The following is an 18,262-nucleotide window of genomic DNA, read 5'->3' as shown; positions in this document are numbered from 1 at the left end:
CTCATGGACCTGCGCAATATCGCAATCATCGCTCACGTGGACCACGGCAAGACGACCCTGGTGGATGAGCTGCTCAAACAATCCGGCGCGTTCCGGGAAAATCAGGCCGTGGCGGAACGCGCCATGGACAGCAACGATCTGGAACGCGAGCGCGGCATTACCATTCTGGCCAAGGCGACCTCGGTCGAATGGAAAGGCACGCGCATCAACATCGTCGACACCCCCGGCCACGCTGATTTCGGCGGCGAGGTCGAGCGTATCCTCAGTATGGTGGACGGTGTTGTCCTGCTGGTTGACGCAGCTGAAGGCCCGATGCCTCAGACCAAGTTCGTGACTTCCAAAGCACTGGCATTGGGCCTGCGTCCCATTGTGGTCCTGAACAAAGTCGACAAACCCGATGCCGAACCCGACCGTGCGCTGGATGAGTGTTTCGACCTCTTCGCCAACCTTGGCGCTGATGATGATCAGCTGGATTTCCCTGCCATGTATGCTTCCGGCCGTTCGGGCTGGGCGGATATGGAGCTGGACGGGCCGCGCAAGGACCTGACCGCGCTGTTCGATCTGGTCGTCGATCACGTGCCTGCGCCGAAACAGGCCGAAAAGAAGGGCGAGCCGTTCCGTATGCTGGCCACCACCTTGGGCAGCGACCCCTTCATCGGCCGCATCCTGACGGGCCGTGTGGAAAGCGGTACTCTGAAAGCGGGCGACAGCCTCAAGGCGCTCAGCCGCGATGGCTCGCTGATCGAGAACTTCCGCGCATCGAAAATCCTGGCGTTCCGTGGTCTGGCGCAACAACCGATCGACGTGGCCGAAGCCGGCGACATCGTTACCATCGCAGGCATGAGCAAAGCCACCGTCGCAGATTCGCTGGTGGCCCCGCAGGTTGAAGAGGCCCTGCCCGCTCAGCCCATCGACCCGCCAACCATCACCGTGACCTTCGGCATCAACGACTCGCCTTTGGCAGGTCGTGACGGCAAGAAAGTGCAATCCCGTGTGATCCGCGACCGCCTGATGAAAGAGGCGGAATCCAACGTCGCGATCCGCATCACCGACACACCAGGCGGCGAAGCGTTCGAAGTGGCCGGACGCGGCGAGCTTCAGATGGGCGTTCTAATCGAGAATATGCGCCGCGAAGGGTTCGAACTCAGCATCTCGCGCCCGCAGGTTCTGTTCCGTGAGGAAGATGGTCAACGGCTGGAGCCTGTCGAAGAAGTCACGATCGACGTGGATGACGAATACTCGGGCGCAGTCATTGAAAAGATCACCGGTGCTCGCAAGGGCGAGTTGGTCGAGATGCGCCCCGCCGGTACCGGCAAGACCCGGATTATCGCGCATGTGCCGTCCCGTGGCCTGATCGGCTATCACGGAGAGTTCCTGACGGACACCCGCGGCACCGGTGTTCTGAACCGCGTGTTCCATGGCTGGGCCGCACATAAAGGTCGAATCCCGGGCCGCCGCGCAGGCGTTCTGATCTCGATGGAGAATGGCCAGGCCGTCGCTTACGCTCTGTGGAACCTCGAAGAGCGTGGCCGCATGTTCGTTGGCCCTCAGACCGATGTCTATCAGGGCATGGTGATTGGTGAACATTCCCGCGACAACGATCTGGAAGTGAACCCGCTGAAAGGCAAGAAGCTGACCAACGTTCGGGCCAGCGGCTCGGACGACGCGGTGCGGCTGACACCCCACATCCAGTTCTCGCTTGAAGAAGCCATCGCCTATATTGATGACGACGAACTGGTCGAGGTGACGCCCAACGCGATTCGTCTTCGCAAACGATTCCTTGACCCGCATGAGCGGAAACGGATGGCGAAGGCAGGGTAAGTCTAATGGCTTTCGGTGTGGTGGAATTGGAAACAATGCCACAATTCAGACGTTATTTCCTCAATATATAAACTGGTTGTGAATGGAGAGGTCAGCTAAACGCTGACCTTCCTTTTTGTTTTCATTTAACTTTTACCATTGGTCGGACTCATGCACCACTCAATAGCTGTTTGGGCGCCTTGCAATTCGGGCATCTCAAAGGTGTAAACTTGTTCAAAGTGTGACGTCCTTCATACACGCCTGGTCAAAGAGTGTGCAAAAGTTCGACGCAGACTAGTAACTAGTACCGAGGAGTTAAACATGGGCATCCAGTCCCACAAATTAACAGCAATCGCGCTGGCCGCCACTCTACAGTTTGTTGGTGTAGCGTCAGTTCAAGCCGCCTGCACTTCATCCACCGCAAGGAAGGCTGCAAGCAACCCTGAAATACTATGTGAGTGTGACGCTGTAACTTCAGGTATGATACGCTACATTCAACGCCGCGCTGACTTTGGTAAGTTCCTCGCACGCACTGGTGCAGAGTGCCCGCAACTGGCGGCTTTGCTGTCTGATACACCTACTGCGTCCATTGGTGTTTCAGAGCAAAGAACCGGTGATGGTGGCGCAGATGACAGCACAGATCCAGAAGATCCCGGTACTAGCACAAACAATCCGGATCCAACTACAGACCCGGACCCTACATCTGATCCAGATCCTACCTCTGATCCCGATCCAAATGACAAGAAGGACAAAGGCAAAGGCGACAAGGACAAAGGTAAGGGCGACAAGGGCAAAGGTAAGGGCGACAAGGGCAAAGGTAAGGGCGACAAGGGCAAAGGTAAGGGCGACAAGGACAAAGGCAAGGGCGACAAGGACAAAGGCAAGGGCGACAAGGACAAAGGCAAAGGCGACAAGGGCAAAGGCAAGGGCGACAAAGGCAAAGGCAAAGGCGACAAGGGCGACAAAGGCAAAGGCGATAATGGGAATTGCGGTTGCAGCAAAGGTGACAAAGGCAAGGGTAATAATGGGCATGGCAACGGCCCCGAAGGCTCAAGCCCAGGTCAGGGTCACAACGCCAACAACGATGAGGGTTAACCCGCGCTTTACTGCAAAGCCGTTAGAAAAGGTGGCTTCAAAGCCACCTTTTCGACTTACAGATCCAAATCAAAGCGCCAAGCAGGCCCTTAACTGCTCGCGTAGACACCAACCCATCGCTGAGGGCGTTTTGGGTCTTGCATCCTTAGGAACAGATAGTTGGTTGCGCCCCAGGGCTTGATCCGATTGGTCAAGTTATCCAAAATTAGATCGCCAACACTCGATCGGTAAACTAGGACCGCATGGGCGTTTCTTTGGGTGTCGAGCACAGTTGCAATCAACAGCTTTTTCGGATCCAGCCCAGCGTTGATCAATTCACGCTTTTTCAGCAGCGCAAAGTCTTCGCAATCCCCGCCTCGGCTGGTTGGCAAAGCCCACCATTCCCGCGCCCGGTACTGCGATTGATCCGTAACCGATCTGGTCGTGGAGTTTACTTGGCGATTGACCCTCTGAACGATTTTCATTTCTTGCCCGGGTGACAGCGATACCGATCCTCGACTAGCGCAGGCCCACGCGTATTGCTGGCAAAGTCGACGCGCACCGGATGGCGGTGGTGAGGCTGAAACGGCTTGAATGAACGCATCCTCGGCCGCACGCGTTGGTGTTGCGATCACAATCAACCCGATGGCGACACTGAATGCTGCCGCCAAACAAATAAACCAACTGCCCGTCAGGACGCTGCGAGATGTGTCGCTCCAGTTTAACAGCATGTTCTGCTCGCCTCTTGTTTCTACTTTGCGGGCCACTGCTGACTTTACGGCAAAATCACCGAACGAGACCTTTATCGGCAATTCGATAGAGTGGCGCAATCAACCGTTAGGCTGCGCAGTAAAAGAGGCGAAAATTCGTCAATCCGTTGGGCTATTCAAGGCAGGTAGCGGGAAATGGCCGTTTTTTGCCAACGAAAATTGCCCGCCGAAGGAGGGAGAAGGATACCAAAACTCAATTTGAAAATATTCCGCGATCGATGCCTTAGCTCGATCACGGTTTAAATGCCTCACGAGATGCTCAAAAAGCTTAGCGCTTTGGCACAGATTCCTTCGGAAAGAATCCGAATGGGATCACTCGGTGATTTCCACCACAACCAGCTCACGCTCGCTAGCATTGCGCGCGTGATCCAAGGCCTCCTGGTATTCCGGGGAATGATAGCAAGTGACCGCAGCGTCGACCGAAGGAAAGCGCGCCACAACATTTCTAGGACGCTCTTTGCCCTCCAGCTGTACATATCGCGCGGCCCGAGCGATGAATTCGCCGCCATATTTGGAAATCGCGAGCCCAGCGAGTTCAGCATATTTTGCATAAGCTTCTGCATCAGTGACCGTAACATGTGCAATCCAAAGTGCCGCCATTGTGCTTACCTTTCCAATACCTGTTCGGCGGCTTTGATCGCCGCATCTGCGTTGGTCGCGTCCTTGCCGCCACCTTGGGCCATATCCGGGCGACCACCGCCGCCCTTGCCGCCCAGCTCAACCACTGCGGCTTTGACCAGATCAACGGCCGAAACCGTATCGGTCAGATCCGCGGTGACCCCAGCCGCGACAGCCGCTTTGCCGCCTGTGTCCGCGATCAACAGAACCGCGCCAGATCCCAGTCGGCTTTTGTGTTCGTCGATCAATGCAGGAAGATCTTTGCCGGACACACCGCTGAGTGTCTGGGCCAGAAACTTGACGCCGTTGACTTCGGTCGCTTCCGCGCCGCCGCCCTGCCCGGCCCCGCCGGCCATAGCGAGATCGCGGCGCAGCTGAGCAACTTCGTTTTGCAGGGCTTTCCGCTCATCCAGCAGAGATTTCACACGTGTGACCACGTCATCCGGCTGCGCTTTTAACTCTAACGCGACCTGTGCTAAGCGATGATCTTGCGCGGACATATAGCGGAAGGCTTCATCGCCCGTGAGCGCCTCAATCCGCCGGACACCTGCACTGCTTGCACTGTCGCCCAGTACAACGAACGTGCCGATATCGCCGGTTTGGCGGACATGCGTGCCACCGCAAAGTTCAATCGACCAAGTCTCGCCATCCTGGCCCTTGCCGGTCGGCGCCTTACCCATCGAAACAACGCGAACTTCGTCGCCGTATTTCTCACCAAACAAAGCCTGAGCACCCAGTTCACGTGCGTCGTCTGGCGTCATGATCCGGGTTTCTACGCTCGAGTTCTGGCGGATGAAATCGTTCACCTCACGCTCGACCTTTTGGATTTCCTCCAGCGTCAGAGCCTTGGAATGGCTGAAATCGAACCGCAAACGATCCGAGGCATTCAAAGAACCCCGCTGAGCTACGTGATTGCCCAAAGTCTCTCGTAGAGCTTCGTGCAAAAGGTGCGTGGCAGAATGGTTGGAACGAATGGCCGAACGGCGCGCATGATCCACTTCTAGCTCAACCGCGTCACCTTTGGATAGGGTGCCATGATCCACGGTAACCTTGTGTGCATAGACTTTGCCATCGGCGAATTTCTTGGTGTCTTCAACGCGCGCAATTTCTTCGCGCGAATCGAGGCGGCGTAGCTCACCACTGTCGCCGACCTGACCACCAGCCTCGCCATAGAACGGTGTTTGGTTCACGACGACCCAGCCACTGCCACCCTGTTCGATCTTGTCGACCAGAGCGCCATCGACGATCAGCGCCGCAATCTGAGCCTCAGCCTTTTCAGTGTCATAGCCCAGGAAATCGGTCGCGCCAGCGCTGTCGGCCACGTCAAACCAGACCGCTTGATCGGCGGCCTCGCCCGACCCGGCCCATGCTGCGCGGGCCTTGGCCTTCTGCTCTGCCATGGCCGCATCGAACCCGTCAGTATCGACGGTCCGGCCTTTTTCCCGCAGGGCATCCTGGGTCAAATCGAGTGGGAAACCATAGGTGTCATAAAGCTTGAACGCCGCATCGCCAGGGAGGGCCGCGCCTTCGGGCAGGCTGGCTACCTCGTCATCCAACAGTTTCAGGCCGCGATCCAGCGTTTGTTTGAACCGCGTTTCTTCCAGCAGCAGAGTCTCTTCGATCAACGCCTGCGCCTGCCCTAGTTCCGAATATTGAGCGCCCATCAGTTGTACGAGCGAGGGGACCAGACGGTGCATGACCGGGTCCTTGGCCCCCAGCAAATGAGCGTGACGCATGGCCCGGCGCATGATCCGGCGCAGTACATAGCCGCGCCCGTCATTGCTGGGCATCACGCCGTCGGCAATTAGGAACGACGTTGAACGTAGGTGGTCCGCGATCACGCGGTGATGGACGTTCTGATCTCCGTAAGGATCAACGCCTGTCGCGTCCGCAGAAGCCTCGATCAACGTTTTGAACAGGTCGGTGTCGTAGTTGTCATGGCTGCCTTGTAGCAGCGCACCGATCCGCTCCAGCCCCATGCCGGTGTCGATCGACTGCATATCGAGTTCCACCATCGAGCCATCCTCGAACTGCTCGTTCTGCATGAAAACGATGTTCCAAATTTCGATGAACCGGTCGCCATCTTCATCGGCCGATCCAGGAGGGCCGCCCCAGATGTGATCGCCATGGTCATAGAAAATCTCGGTGCATGGCCCGCAGGGTCCGGTCGGTCCCATCTGCCAGAAATTGTCGCTGGTCGCGATGCGGATGATGCGATCTTCGGGAACGCCGACTTTCTTCCAGATTTCAAAGGCTTCGTCGTCGGTGTGATAGACCGTGGTCAGCAGACGGTTTTTGTCGATGTCGAATTCCTTGGTGATCAGCTCCCACGCGAAGGGAATCGCGTCGTGCTTGAAGTAGTCACCGAAGGAGAAGTTCCCCAGCATCTCAAAGAAAGTGTGGTGGCGCGCCGTATAGCCCACATTGTCGAGGTCATTGTGCTTGCCGCCAGCTCGCACACACTTCTGCGCGGTGGTTGCGCGCTGATAGTCGCGCGTTTCAACACCGGTGAACAGGTTCTTGAACTGCACCATGCCCGAATTCACGAACATCAAAGTCGGATCATTGCGCGGCACCAGAGGGCTGGACGCCACCACTTCGTGCCCCTGCTTGGCAAAGTAGTTCAGAAAGGTCGATCGGATGTCGTTCAACGTTGGCATGGGGCTCTCTCAGCACGCAATCAGAATGGTCTGCGCAGGTTTATCGCCGTGCCCGCAGAGTGTCCACAGCATTGACCTTCCAAACGAAACAAGGCGGCCCCGATGGACCGCCCCGTACCGGGTATTCTCAGCGCCAATGGGGGTGCCGAGGGATTTAGGCTGTTCTCGTCAGCGTTCTCTACGCCTCGAGGATATCGTCATCCTCGGCCGCTCCGGGCGGCATGTCGAAGTCCAGACCATGGGCCGCGCGGATCTTGTCCTCGATATCCAAAGCGATCCGAGAGTGATCGCGCAGATACTGCTTTGCATTCTCACGACCCTGCCCGATCCGCTCATCACCGTAGCTGAACCACGAACCCGACTTCTCGACCACACCGGCTTTGACGCCCAGATCCAGCAGCTCACCCATTTTCGAGATGCCTTCGCCATACATGATGTCAAATTCCACCTGTTTGAACGGAGGGGCCACCTTGTTCTTAACGACTTTGACACGGGTCTGGTTGCCGACCACTTCATCTCGATCTTTGATTGCGCCGATACGGCGGATGTCCAGACGAACCGAGCTGTAGAACTTCAGCGCGTTGCCACCGGTCGTGGTTTCCGGGCTGCCAAACATCACGCCGATCTTCATCCGAATCTGGTTGATGAAGATTACCATGCAATTCGAACGGCTGATCGAGCCGGTCAGTTTGCGCATCGCCTGACTCATCAGACGGGCCTGAACGCCGACGTTGCTGTCGCCCATGTCGCCTTCCAATTCGGATTTCGGCGTCAGCGCCGCCACCGAGTCGACCACGACCATGTTCACCGCGCCAGACCGAACCAGTGTGTCGGTGATTTCCAGCGCTTGTTCGCCGGTGTCAGGCTGCGAGATCAGCAGTTCGTCCAGATCAACGCCCAGCTTGCGGGCATATTGCGGGTCAAGCGCATGTTCTGCGTCGACAAACGCGCAGACACCGCCGCGCTTTTGCTGTTCGGCAATACAATGCAGGGTCAGCGTTGTTTTGCCTGAGCTCTCAGGCCCGTAAATCTCAACAATCCGGCCCATCGGCAGACCGCCGATTCCCAGCGCGATATCAAGACCCAGAGACCCGGTCGAGCTTGCCTCGATATCCTGCTTGGCATCCTCGCCCAGCTTCATGATCGAGCCTTTGCCGAATTGCCGTTCGATCTGGGCCAGCGCGCTATCGAGCGCCTTTTGCTTGTCCGCGTTTTTCTTGTCGCTCATCGTCAGAAGATCCGCCATTGTCCTGTCGCCTTCCCTTTTGTCACACCCTTTGCCGGGCGGCAATCGCTGCTTTGTTCGCCTCTTGTTCCTTATGGGACCAAAAAGAGAACATTTCAACTAAAACTTACAGATCCTACTCTTGGGCAATTGTGTTAAAGATCCGTTTACGCCAATCTGTCTTCCGAATTATCATCGACATGGGAACACTAAATGCTTGTTTTCTATAAGGAACGCCTTGCGTTTTTATCTGTTCCCAAAACCGGAAGCACCGCATATCACTCTGCATTGCGTACTCGCGCGGACCTTGTGATCACCCATCCGCCTGAGCTGAAACACGCGCCGGTGCGCCGATATGACCGTTTTATTCAGAACATGTTCCGCAAAATGTACGACACCGAGATGGAGATCATGGCCGTTGTCCGCGAACCCATCGACTGGCTGGGCAGCTGGTACAGGTTTCGTCGGCGCGAAGATCGCATTGGGCATCCGCATTCGACGCGGGATCTCAGCTTTGACGCCTTCGTACAGGCCTATATGCAGACCCCACAGCCCGAATTTGCCGATGTCGGCAGTCAGAGCCAGTTCTTCCGCACCCGCAACAACGGTGTCGGGGCCAGCCATGTTTTCAAATACGACCATCAGGACAGAATCGTCGAATTCTTGCAAAGCCGGTTGAATTTCGATTTCACACTACAAAGCGAGAACGTCTCACCGCCCGCAGAAACAACTCTGTCTTCTGCAACCGAAGCTGCATTCCGCAAGCATTCTACGGCCGATTTCGCAGTCTATGAAGCGGCGCAATAGCCGTCAATTCATCTGCTGAAACACTGCCTCGGTCAGTTGGGTCAAAGAGAAGGGCTTTGGCAAAAAGGTCGAATTCGGAACCTGAGGGCCCGAGTCGCCAAACGCGCCCTCAGTATAACCCGAGACAAACACGACTCGGACATCCGGCCGCGTCTCCATGGCCTTGGCAACCCAAGTCGGGCCGTCCATTCCGGGCATGACCACATCGGTTACGAACACATCCACGTTCAGTTTGACATCTTCCAGCAAGGTCAGGGCGTCCTCGGCGGACTCGGCCTCGAGCACCGTATAGCCTTTCAGGCGCAACGCGCGAGTCGCGAAGGCCCGAACCGGTGCTTCGTCTTCGACCAAAAGAACAACGCCCTCGCCTTGGCGCGCCGTTTTGGAATCCGGCACATCTTCGGGCTGGATTTCGACGGGTTTAGCTTCGACGCAAACCGGCAGGAGCAACGAAAACTCGGTGCCGCGTCCGACAGCGCTGTCGACGAAAATGAAACCACCCGTTTGTTTAACGATCCCGTAAACAGTGGAAAGGCCAAGCCCTGTACCCTCGCCCATGCGCTTGGTCGTGTAGAATGGCTCAAACGCTTTTTGCAGTTTGTCGGCGGGAATACCGACCCCACTGTCGATCACCTTGACGGTCATGTAATCGCCGGGTGGAACGGTGGCCCGGTCGCGGCGCAAGGGCTCGGTCAGGCTCAGCACCTCGGATTCGATGCGAATCTCTCCACCCTCCGGCATTGCATCGCGCGCGTTGACGACGAGGTTCATCAACACCTGCTCCAACTGCCGCTTATCCGCGCGCACCGGCTTGAGGACAGGATCATGGCTGAGGGTCAGTTGCACTTTCTCACCGACCAAACGGTTTAACAGATGGATGAGGTCCGAGATTGTGTCGCGCACGTCCAGAACTTCGGGTCGCAAGGTCTGTTTGCGCGAAAAGGCCAGAAGCTGGCTGACCAAAGCCGCCGCGCGATTGGCATTCTGATTGATTTGAACAAGGTCTCCATAATTGGGGTCGTTTTGATCATGGCGCAGCAACAGCAGATCGCAATGACCGGATATCGCGGTCAAAAGATTGTTGAAATCATGCGCAACCCCGCCGGCCAACTGGCCGACGGCTTGCATTTTCTGGCCCTGCACAAACTGCGCCTCGAGTGTTTTCAACTCGGTCGCATCGTTCAGGACCGCTATAAGATGGGTTTTCCCGTCGATCTGAACACGGTCCAAAGTGACTTGAACAAATAGCTCTTTGTCATCGCGGGTAAGTCGCTGGAATTCGGATCGGGCGACATCCTCACCGGAGGCTGTTTGTGCCAGCCACTCGAGAATTGGATGGTTCAGCCCCTGCAGGATCTGGTCGATATTGGTCTCGTTTAGGCAGAGATCACCCAAGAGAGCCAACGCCATCTGGTTTGCCTGCAGTATGGTCCCCTCGGGCGTCATACAAATGATCGGCACGGGCAGTTCGGCAAGTGAGGATCCATGCACGGGTTGGACAGGCTGAGAAACCGGCATCAAAACGAGGTGCCGTTCAGCCCCAGACGCCGATACGCCAGTGACTGCGACGCGTGTTTCCCCCTCACAAGCAGGGACCGAGCAGATTTGACCATCATGTGGCAATCCGTTCGGAAAGATATTGTCAATCGAACCCGGTACCGTGCCGAAAAAGGCCCTTGCGGCGGTATTGAGGTGTAATAGGCGCCCGCCCCGGCCGATGGTCAGCACGGGAAGGGTGATCTTGTCCCATTGTCCTTGGTGGCCAAGCTTAAACCGCCAGCAGAACAGGTGGTCTGCCAATCGAACAACCGAAACCGGAACATTCTTGCCAACGGTGATGATGTCCTCACCCGCTGAGCCTTTTGCCTGGGCCAGTGTCTGCAACCTCAAAAGCAAACTCGACGGGTTGGCGAAAACCGAACGCAGAACCTCGGGCAGCGTTGCCTCCGGACTGGCTTTCAACTGTTCGCGCGCGATCGGATTGGCGACCAGAACCGTTCCCTCTGCATCGGCGATGACGCTTGCGCAATCGTCCTGCTCCACAAAAGCTGCCAGCACATCAAGGGTTTGCTGCGCGGCCTTGTCGGCAAAGAGACCCCTGACCAGAATCCAGAGTGTCGCAAAAAGGACCGATACTCCTACGACGATCATACCCTGCGTCCAGTTCGCAGGCACTCTCCCCGTATATGGCGCAACGTATAAAAGCCCGGCCAGTCCAACCAGCGCCATAACACGCGCAGCAGACGGCGTTCTACGCGAGCGGGGATCGGAGAACGGATATGTAGAATCGGACATGAACGACCCGGTTAGCTTTTCAAAGGCAATAACGATCCAAAATGGTTAATGCCCGCTTAACAGAGTTAAGGGGTTAAGAAAACCACCTGTGGTTGTTTGCGATGGGTTGCTAATTTGTCAGATGTGCTGTGAAAAACCCGTCGACACCATCCGTGACACGCCAATTCCGCTCTAGCGTTGCAATCCATTCAGGGTTCTCCGACACAAAGCTATCGACAACCTGTGCGTTTTCGTCCTGAAGCATCGAACAGGTCGCATAGGCGAGAAGACCTTTGGGATGAACCAGTTGCGCGACCTCACCTAGGATCGCGCGTTGCAGCTTGGTCAATTCGATCAAACGCTCTTCGGTCAGAGCCCATTTTCCGGCCGGAGCGCGCCTCCACGAGCCGCTGCCCGAACAGGGCGCATCGACCAGCACGATGTCAAAGGGCGCGAAACGGGCCAGTTCCGCAGTCTCAAGGCAGGTTACTCTTACGCCCGCGCGGTCAGCACGGTTCGGCAGGTCCTGCATGCGCTTCGGGTTGATGTCATGCGCGAACACCTCGACCCCCTGATGGGCCGCGAGCGCCAGCGATTTCCCACCGCCACCGGCGCAATAGTCAAGAACGCGCAAACCGGGTTTTAGGGGCAAAGCCGCCACAACCGCCTGGCTGGCCGCATCCTGCAACTCGACCAATCCGTCCAGATATGCCCGGCTTTGCGCAACCTTGCGTGCTCCTTCAACGACGGTCAGAGCCGTCTCGCAGGCGGGATGGCGTTCAGTTTGAATACCGTCAGCCTCCAAAGCACGGGCTGCGCCTTCCACGTCTGTCTTGCGCCAATTGACCCGTAGATGCACCGGAGCGCGGTTTTGCAGCGCCGCTGCGGCCTCCGTGGCTGCATCGCCCAAAGACGCCGAAAACCGGGGCCAGAGCCAGTCTGGAATATCAAACTGCTCGGCCAGTGACAGGAAATCGCGACTCTGCTCAGACGCTTCGATCGGCTCAGGCGCGTGGCGTTCGCCGGTGAACAGAGTGTCCGGCGCCTGCCCCGCAGCACGCATCGCTCCGATCATCAGGCCGCGACCCGTCTCAGCACCTCCAAACGCGGAAAAGGACCGTTTGCAGCGCAAGGCCGTAAAAACGTGATCCCGCACCGCCGCGCGATCCTTGGAACCTGCGAACCGGCTGCGTCGCGCCCACCCAGTCAGGGCTTTTTCAACGGGCGCGCCGTCCAGAATTTGGTCAAGGATCTCTATTGAGGCCTGAACACGGGCTGCCGGGGTCATCTTTCCCTCCGTCGGGTTTTCCAGGAACGCAAAACGGCGCCCGCGTCGGGGCGCCGCCTGCAACAGATCACCAGATCACATAACCCGGTAGTTCGGGCTTTCACGCGTGATCTGCACGTCATGCACGTGGCTTTCCTTCAGACCCGCCCCGGTGATTTTGACGAAATTGCAGTTCTTGCGCATCTCTTCGACTGTGGCGCAGCCGGTATAGCCCATGGCCGCGCGCAAACCGCCGACCAGCTGGTGAACAACCGCTCCTGCAGAGCCTTTATAGGGCACCTGACCTTCGATCCCCTCCGGCACCAGCTTGTCGTTCGCGGCATCCTTCTGGAAATAGCGATCCGCCGAGCCGCGCGCCATTGCACCCAAGCTGCCCATGCCGCGATAGGATTTGAACGAACGGCCCTGATACAGGATCACCTCACCTGGGCTTTCATCAGTACCTGCGATCATCGAACCGACCATGGCACAGGACGCACCCGCCGCGATCGCCTTAGCGAAATCGCCGGAGAACTTGATGCCGCCATCGGCGATCACCGGAACATCTCCGGCGGCTGAAGCGCAGTCCATGATCGCCGTCAACTGAGGCACACCGACACCGGCCACCATCCGAGTGGTACAGATCGAGCCCGGCCCGATACCAACCTTGATCGCATCCGCGCCCGCATCAATCAGCGCTTTGGTAGCATCCGCGGTGGCAACGTTGCCCGCAATGATCTGGACCTCGTTCGACAGCGTTTTGGCGCGCTTGACCGCCTCCAGAACACCTTCGGAATGGCCGTGAGCGGTATCGACCACAATAATATCGACACCCGAGTCGACCAGCAGTTCAGAGCGCTCAAACCCTGCATCACCGACCGAGGTCGCGGCGGCGACGCGCAGGCGTCCCAGGTGGTCCTTGCAGGCCGTCGGGTTCAGAACGGCTTGTTCCGTGTCTTTCAGGGTCAATAAACCGGTCAGCTTGCCCTCGCCATCAACGACCAGCAGTTTTTCGATCCGGCGGGCGCGCATCAGGGATTTGGCCTCTTCCAGATCGGCGGGCTCTTGCAGCATCGCCAGATTGTCCGAGGTCATCATGGCCTTTATGGGCGTGTCATCCGACGTGGCAAAGCGCATGTCCCGGTTGGTCACGATGCCGACAACGCGGCCCTTCTCATCCACAACCGGAAAGCCGGTGAAGTTGTAGCGCTGCACCAGCGCCTGCGCGTCTGCTAGCGTCTGATCGGCACGCAACGTCACCGGGTTGTAGACGATGCCGGATTCGAACCGTTTCACACGGCGGACCTCGCGGGCCTGTTCCTCGACCGAGAGGTTCTTATGGATCACGCCGATCCCACCGGCCTGCGCCATGGCGATGGCCATACGCGCCTCGGTCACAGTATCCATGGCCGAGCTGAGCAGCGGGATGTTCATGGAAATCTGACGCGTCACGCGCGTCGTCGTATCCGCCGTTGCCGGCAGCACTGAAGATGCGCCCGGAACAAGAAGTACGTCGTCAAAGGTAAGTGCCTCACGAATCTGCATCATCAAACCCCATGCAAAAGCCCGTTTGGCGGTGACCCTATTGCATGGATTGACCCGAAGGAAAAGCCCCAGACCCCAAGTTGTTTGCCCTTGGTTGGGAATAGCACGTCACAAAACGACGCTCGTTGTACAAAACGTGCCGCTGTCAGGGCTTTCCCTTTGTGAATAAACTCATATCTTCCCCGGCATACGCGCGAACACAATTTAGGCAGGCCGACCATGACCACCGACCCCCTTGTCGTCTTTACCCCCTCGGGCAAACGCGGGCACTTTCCCGTTGGCACCCCGATTCTGACCGCCGCCCGACAGCTGGGCGTCGATCTGGATTCGGTTTGCGGAGGGCGCGGCATCTGCTCGAAATGTCAGATTACACCCAGCTACGGCGAGTTCCCCAAGCACGGCGTTACCGTCTCGGAAGACGCGCTGAGCGAATGGAACGCGGTCGAGCAGCGCTATGACGACAAACGTGGCCTGAAACCCGGTCGTCGTTTGGGCTGTCAGGCCTCGGTTCAGGGTGATGTGGTGATCGACGTGCCGCCCGAAAGCCAGGTCCACCGTCAGGTTGTCCGAAAGGCCGCAGCGGCGCGCGCCATCACCATGGACCCGGCCACGCGGCTTTATTTCGTCGTAGTCGAGGAACCCGACATGCACTCGCCCACCGGCGATCTGGAGCGTCTGGAACGTGCCCTGCGCGAGCAGTGGAAGATCGAGGCCGTCACCGCCGATCTGTCCCTGATGTCCAAGCTGCAACCGACCCTGCGCAAAGGCAAATGGGAGGTCACGGTCGCCGTTCACAAAGGCCACAAGGACCCGGTCGCTCGCATCGTTGAAATCTGGCCCGGTCTGCACGAAAGCGGGCTTTATGGTCTCGCCATCGACCTTGGCTCAACCACCGTCGCGGCGCATCTGACTGATCTGGAGACAGGTGAGGTCAAGGCTTCCTCGGGCCAGATGAACCCTCAGATCCGCTTCGGCGAAGACCTCATGAGCCGCGTTTCCTACGCCATGATGAACCCCGGTGGCGATCAGGAGATGACCAAAGCCGTGCGTGAGGCGATCAATGACCTGACCACCTCGATCGCGGAAGAAGCGGGCATTGACGCCAGCCTGATCGTTGAGACGGTGTTCGTTTGCAACCCGGTCATGCACCACTTGCTGCTGGGTCTGGACCCGGTCGAGCTGGGGCAAGCTCCGTTCGCGCTGGCTACGTCCGAGAGCATGTCCCTGCCCGCGCGTGAGATGGACCTGACCACCATGAACCCGCGCGCTCAGGTCTATATCCTGCCCTGTATCGCGGGCCATGTGGGGGCTGACTGCGCCGCCGTTGCCCTGTCGGAAGAGCCCGGCAAGTCCGAGGACCTCGTGCTGATCGTGGACGTAGGCACCAATGCCGAAATCCTGCTGGGCAATACCAGCCGCGTTCTGGCTTGCTCGTCGCCCACAGGGCCTGCGTTTGAAGGCGCGCAGATCAGTTCTGGCCAACGCGCCGCGCCCGGCGCGATTGAGCGAATCGAGATTGATCCCGCCACCAAGGAGCCCCGTTTCCGCGTGATCGGGTCCGAGAAATGGTCCGATGAGGACGGCTTTGATCAGGACATCGCCACCACCGGCATCACCGGCATCTGCGGCTCGGGCATCATCGAGGCCGTGGCCGAAATGCGTATCGCCGGCCTATTGGACGAAAGCGGGCTGATCGGATCGGCCGAGCAAACCGGCACTTCTCGCTGCGTTCCCGAAGGGCGCACACACGCCTATCTGATCCATGATTCCAGCGCGGAAGGTGGCCCTCGGATCACGGTCACCCAAGGCGATATCCGGGCCATCCAGCTGGCGAAATCGGCACTTTATGCGGGTGCGCGCCTATTGATGGACGAGATGGAGGTCGACCGCGTGGATCGCGTGGTTCTGGCCGGGGCCTTCGGTGCGCATATCTCGACCAAGCACGCGATGGTTCTGGGCATGATCCCGGATGCACCGCTCGATAAGGTCTCTAGCGCGGGCAACGCGGCTGGTACCGGCGCCCGTATTGCACTGTGCAACATCGGCTCGCGCGCCGAGATCGAGCGTGTGGTGCGTGAGATCACCAAGATCGAAACCGCAATCGAGCCGAAGTTCCAGGATCACTTCGTCGCCGCCAACGCGATCCCGCACAAGACCGACCCGTTCCCGGAACTCGCACAGGTCGTCACCCTGCCCGCACCGTCCTTCAACACCGGTGGCGGCGATGAGGAAAAGACTGGCCGCCGTCGCCGCCGGAGGTCATAGTTCCCCTCAAAGGGGGCTGTGATGCTGAACATCAACGGGGATCAGGAAGAGTTCTGGGGCAAGTCTGAAATGGGTACCCGCTGGCTGACCTTTGAAGATCAGCTGGACACCTTGTTTCAGCCTGTCCTCGAACTGGTTCTGGAACGATCCGGCCTGTCTCGGGGCATGCGGATTCTTGATATCGGCTGTGGCACGGGCGCCTCGTCGCTGGCCGCTGCGCAGCTTGTCGGCGCCGAGGGTGCGGTGCGCGGCATCGACATATCGGAACAGTTTCTGGAACGCGCGCGCCAGCGTGCCAGCACTGCGGGTCTGGGCAATCTTTCGTTTCAATACGCTGACGCTCAGACGACTGAACTCGCGCCGGGCGATATGGACGCGATGATCTCAAGGTTCGGCGTCATGTTCTTTGCCGACCCGACCGTCGCCTTCGCCAACATGGCCCGCGCCCTGAAACCCGGCGCTCAGATGAGTTTTGCCGCCTGGGGCGGTCTGTCTGACAACCCATGGTTCAAAACCCCGCATATCGCTGCCACAGCGCGGTTGGGTCAGCCGCCTAAAGTTGACCGGAATGCCCCTGGGCCGCTCGCCTTCCATGACAAGGACAGAGTCGCTGGCCTGATGCGCGATGCGGGGCTGGTTGATGTTCAGGTCACGACGGTTTCGCTGGTGCTAAATGGACCACTATCGGTCGAAGACGCAGCCCTGCTCTGCACCCGTGTGGGACCTGCTGCGCGTGTGATCGCGCATTTCAACGGCACCGAAGAGGATGTGCGCGCGATCGTCGATACTGTTGTGCTACAGTTCGAGGAGTACCTCACTTCGGAAGGAACGCGTGTCCCGGCCGCTATTAACCTGCTGCAAGCACGCCGTTCACAATAGACATTGAAGTTGGAGCGGGTAGCGGGAATCGAACCCGCGCGTTCAGCTTGGGAAGCTGACAGGCTACCATTACATCATACCCGCCGCGAGATTTGAGATACCATCGCCACCTGAGGAACTGCAAGCGCCTTTCGGTGAGGTTTATGGATTACTCTGTCCGCGCCCGCAGAGAGTCGATCAATGATTGGTCAACATCCAAAGCCTCGCATGCTGCGTCCAAAGTCCGTTTGTCCAAATGCTGTGGGTTTAGATCTATGTCCTTTGAGAATGCGTCAACGATGGTTTGCATTGCCTTGATTCTCGCAGATTTTTTGTTGTTAGCCGGAATAACGTGCCACGGCGCAATCTCCGTTGATGTACGCGCCAGCATCTCATCGACGGCGATCCCGGCCTCGTCCCAACGCTCGCGATTGCGGAAATCCTCATAAGTCAGCTTCCAGCGCTTCAATGGGTTGCGCAGGCGTTCTGTGAAACGCGCCATCTGTTCGTCTTGTGAGATATGAAAGAACAGCTTTACGATCCGGGTGCCGTCATCAACAAGCATGCGCTCGAAATCGTTGATCTCTCGATATCCCGCGCGCCACCGTTTCTCTGGTGTGAACTTCTCGATCCGTTCCACCAGAACACGCCCGTACCAACTGCGGTCAAAGGCCGAGATTGCACCTTCGGGCGGCAGGCGCTCCCAGAACCGAAGCAGATAGTGGCGGTTGAGATAGTAGTTGCGCGGCGCGCCTATCGGCCAGACTTTGAAACTGCGCGGATCAAGCGCCTGGCTGATACGGCGGATCGTGCCACCTTTGCCAGCGGCATCCCAACCTTCAAAGACGATTACGCCCTTGGTTCCATGGAATAGAAAAGCTTGCTGAATACGCGCCAGTTTCGCCTGCAGATCGATCAGCTTGTCGAAATAGTCCTTCTTGCCCAACTTCTCACTCAGGTCTGCGTCAGCCAGTTTTGGAGGGTGATGTTTGGACATGAAAGCACCTGATCGTTGCGGAAAGGACCGCCTCAGTCTCTACGATATAACGTTTGCTGCATTGATCAGGGTCAAACGAAAAAGGCCGGGCGCAAGGCCCAG

Annotated in this window: 14 protein-coding genes and 1 tRNA gene; 6 read left to right on the top strand and 9 right to left on the bottom strand. The window is 58.0% G+C overall.

Annotated features, from left to right (window positions below; all coding sequences use genetic code 11):
* The first annotated feature begins 3 nt into the window (after positions 1-3).
* Entirely contained in the window at positions 4-1,821 is a 1,818-nt protein-coding gene (gene typA, locus ACR0JF_RS00685) for a translational GTPase TypA (protein ID WP_170659529.1), read from the top strand.
* Between the two features lie 459 nt (positions 1,822-2,280).
* On the top strand, positions 2,281-2,895 hold the full coding sequence (locus ACR0JF_RS00680) for a hypothetical protein (RefSeq protein WP_480668847.1): 615 nt from the start codon (positions 2,281-2,283) through the stop codon (positions 2,893-2,895).
* An 89-nt stretch (positions 2,896-2,984) separates the two neighbouring features.
* Here the strand turns inward: ACR0JF_RS00680 and ACR0JF_RS00675 are convergent, their stop codons facing one another.
* Entirely contained in the window at positions 2,985-3,509 is a 525-nt protein-coding gene (locus tag ACR0JF_RS00675) for a transglutaminase-like cysteine peptidase (RefSeq protein WP_480668898.1), read from the bottom strand.
* Between ACR0JF_RS00675 and ACR0JF_RS00670 the strand changes: the two genes are divergently transcribed.
* Positions 3,469-3,846 (top strand): hypothetical protein, encoded by a 378-nt coding sequence (locus ACR0JF_RS00670; RefSeq protein WP_480668901.1) that lies wholly within the window; start codon positions 3,469-3,471, stop codon positions 3,844-3,846. The two genes, ACR0JF_RS00675 and ACR0JF_RS00670, sit on opposite strands and share 41 nt — an antisense overlap.
* Positions 3,847-3,956: 110 nt before the next feature.
* Here the strand turns inward: ACR0JF_RS00670 and ACR0JF_RS00665 are convergent, their stop codons facing one another.
* The 3 genes from ACR0JF_RS00665 to recA all read right to left on the bottom strand — a co-directional run bounded on the left by ACR0JF_RS00665 (position 3,957) and on the right by recA (position 8,168).
* On the bottom strand, positions 3,957-4,244 hold the full coding sequence (locus ACR0JF_RS00665; protein WP_170659528.1) for a DUF1330 domain-containing protein: 288 nt from the start codon (positions 4,242-4,244) through the stop codon (positions 3,957-3,959).
* A 5-nt stretch (positions 4,245-4,249) separates the two neighbouring features.
* The gene (gene alaS / locus ACR0JF_RS00660) at positions 4,250-6,922 is read right to left on the bottom strand and encodes an alanine--tRNA ligase (RefSeq protein ID WP_170659527.1); all 2,673 of its coding nucleotides are present in this window, start codon (positions 6,920-6,922) and stop codon (positions 4,250-4,252) included.
* A gap of 178 nt (positions 6,923-7,100) precedes the next feature.
* A complete protein-coding gene (gene recA, locus ACR0JF_RS00655; RefSeq protein ID WP_170373677.1) occupies positions 7,101-8,168 on the bottom strand; it encodes a recombinase RecA in 1,068 nt (355 codons plus the stop codon).
* A gap of 192 nt (positions 8,169-8,360) precedes the next feature.
* Here recA and ACR0JF_RS00650 point away from each other — a divergent pair, with 192 nt between their 5' ends.
* The gene (locus ACR0JF_RS00650; protein WP_170659526.1) at positions 8,361-8,954 is read left to right on the top strand and encodes a sulfotransferase family protein; all 594 of its coding nucleotides are present in this window, start codon (positions 8,361-8,363) and stop codon (positions 8,952-8,954) included.
* A 3-nt stretch (positions 8,955-8,957) separates the two neighbouring features.
* Here ACR0JF_RS00650 and ACR0JF_RS00645 read toward each other — a convergent pair whose 3' ends face one another.
* From ACR0JF_RS00645 to guaB, 3 genes are all read right to left on the bottom strand, one after another.
* Positions 8,958-11,249 (bottom strand): PAS domain-containing hybrid sensor histidine kinase/response regulator, encoded by a 2,292-nt coding sequence (locus ACR0JF_RS00645; RefSeq protein WP_170659525.1) that lies wholly within the window; start codon positions 11,247-11,249, stop codon positions 8,958-8,960.
* Between the two features lie 109 nt (positions 11,250-11,358).
* Complete coding sequence (locus ACR0JF_RS00640; RefSeq protein WP_170659524.1) at positions 11,359-12,516, bottom strand: RsmB/NOP family class I SAM-dependent RNA methyltransferase; 1,158 nt, start codon at positions 12,514-12,516, stop codon at positions 11,359-11,361.
* 75 nt (positions 12,517-12,591) lie between these two features.
* Positions 12,592-14,040, bottom strand: a complete 1,449-nt coding sequence (guaB, locus tag ACR0JF_RS00635) for an IMP dehydrogenase (protein WP_170659772.1) — start codon at positions 14,038-14,040, stop codon at positions 12,592-12,594.
* 219 nt (positions 14,041-14,259) lie between these two features.
* On the opposite strand from guaB, the gene ACR0JF_RS00630 reads away from it, so the two are divergent.
* Both ACR0JF_RS00630 and ACR0JF_RS00625 read left to right on the top strand, forming a co-directional pair.
* Entirely contained in the window at positions 14,260-16,305 is a 2,046-nt protein-coding gene (locus tag ACR0JF_RS00630) for an ASKHA domain-containing protein (RefSeq protein WP_170747539.1), read from the top strand.
* A 21-nt stretch (positions 16,306-16,326) separates the two neighbouring features.
* On the top strand, positions 16,327-17,184 hold the full coding sequence (locus tag ACR0JF_RS00625; RefSeq protein WP_170659522.1) for a class I SAM-dependent methyltransferase: 858 nt from the start codon (positions 16,327-16,329) through the stop codon (positions 17,182-17,184).
* Positions 17,185-17,194: 10 nt separating this feature from the next.
* Here ACR0JF_RS00625 and ACR0JF_RS00620 read toward each other — a convergent pair.
* Positions 17,195-17,268, bottom strand: a tRNA-Gly gene (locus tag ACR0JF_RS00620).
* 64 nt (positions 17,269-17,332) lie between these two features.
* Positions 17,333-18,160: a polyphosphate kinase gene (locus ACR0JF_RS00615; RefSeq protein WP_170641544.1), complete on the bottom strand. Its 828-nt coding sequence runs from the start codon at positions 18,158-18,160 to the stop codon at positions 17,333-17,335.
* Positions 18,161-18,262: the final 102 nt, after the last annotated feature.

It is taken from the genome of Ruegeria sp. BG11, from assembly GCF_056538565.1.
Note: the sequence above shows the minus strand (reverse complement) of the source record. Positions and strands in the feature narration are given on the sequence as shown.

What these genes read in the sequence shown, in the direction of transcription:
- alaS (WP_170659527.1), bottom strand. Translation starts at nt 6,922, where the DNA reads ATGCCAACGTTGAACGACATCCGATCGACCTTTCTGAACTACTTTGCC.
- ACR0JF_RS00680 (WP_480668847.1), top strand. Translation starts at nt 2,281, where the DNA reads ATGATACGCTACATTCAACGCCGCGCTGACTTTGGTAAGTTCCTCGCA.
- ACR0JF_RS00670 (WP_480668901.1), top strand. Translation starts at nt 3,469, where the DNA reads ATGAACGCATCCTCGGCCGCACGCGTTGGTGTTGCGATCACAATCAAC.
- guaB (WP_170659772.1), bottom strand. Translation starts at nt 14,040, where the DNA reads ATGCAGATTCGTGAGGCACTTACCTTTGACGACGTACTTCTTGTTCCG.
- typA (WP_170659529.1), top strand. Translation starts at nt 4, where the DNA reads ATGGACCTGCGCAATATCGCAATCATCGCTCACGTGGACCACGGCAAG.
- ACR0JF_RS00665 (WP_170659528.1), bottom strand. Translation starts at nt 4,244, where the DNA reads ATGGCGGCACTTTGGATTGCACATGTTACGGTCACTGATGCAGAAGCT.
- recA (WP_170373677.1), bottom strand. Translation starts at nt 8,168, where the DNA reads ATGGCGGATCTTCTGACGATGAGCGACAAGAAAAACGCGGACAAGCAA.
- ACR0JF_RS00650 (WP_170659526.1), top strand. Translation starts at nt 8,361, where the DNA reads ATGCTTGTTTTCTATAAGGAACGCCTTGCGTTTTTATCTGTTCCCAAA.
- ACR0JF_RS00640 (WP_170659524.1), bottom strand. Translation starts at nt 12,516, where the DNA reads ATGACCCCGGCAGCCCGTGTTCAGGCCTCAATAGAGATCCTTGACCAA.
- ACR0JF_RS00625 (WP_170659522.1), top strand. Translation starts at nt 16,327, where the DNA reads ATGCTGAACATCAACGGGGATCAGGAAGAGTTCTGGGGCAAGTCTGAA.
- ACR0JF_RS00615 (WP_170641544.1), bottom strand. Translation starts at nt 18,160, where the DNA reads ATGTCCAAACATCACCCTCCAAAACTGGCTGACGCAGACCTGAGTGAG.
- ACR0JF_RS00645 (WP_170659525.1), bottom strand. Translation starts at nt 11,249, where the DNA reads ATGTCCGATTCTACATATCCGTTCTCCGATCCCCGCTCGCGTAGAACG.
- ACR0JF_RS00630 (WP_170747539.1), top strand. Translation starts at nt 14,260, where the DNA reads ATGACCACCGACCCCCTTGTCGTCTTTACCCCCTCGGGCAAACGCGGG.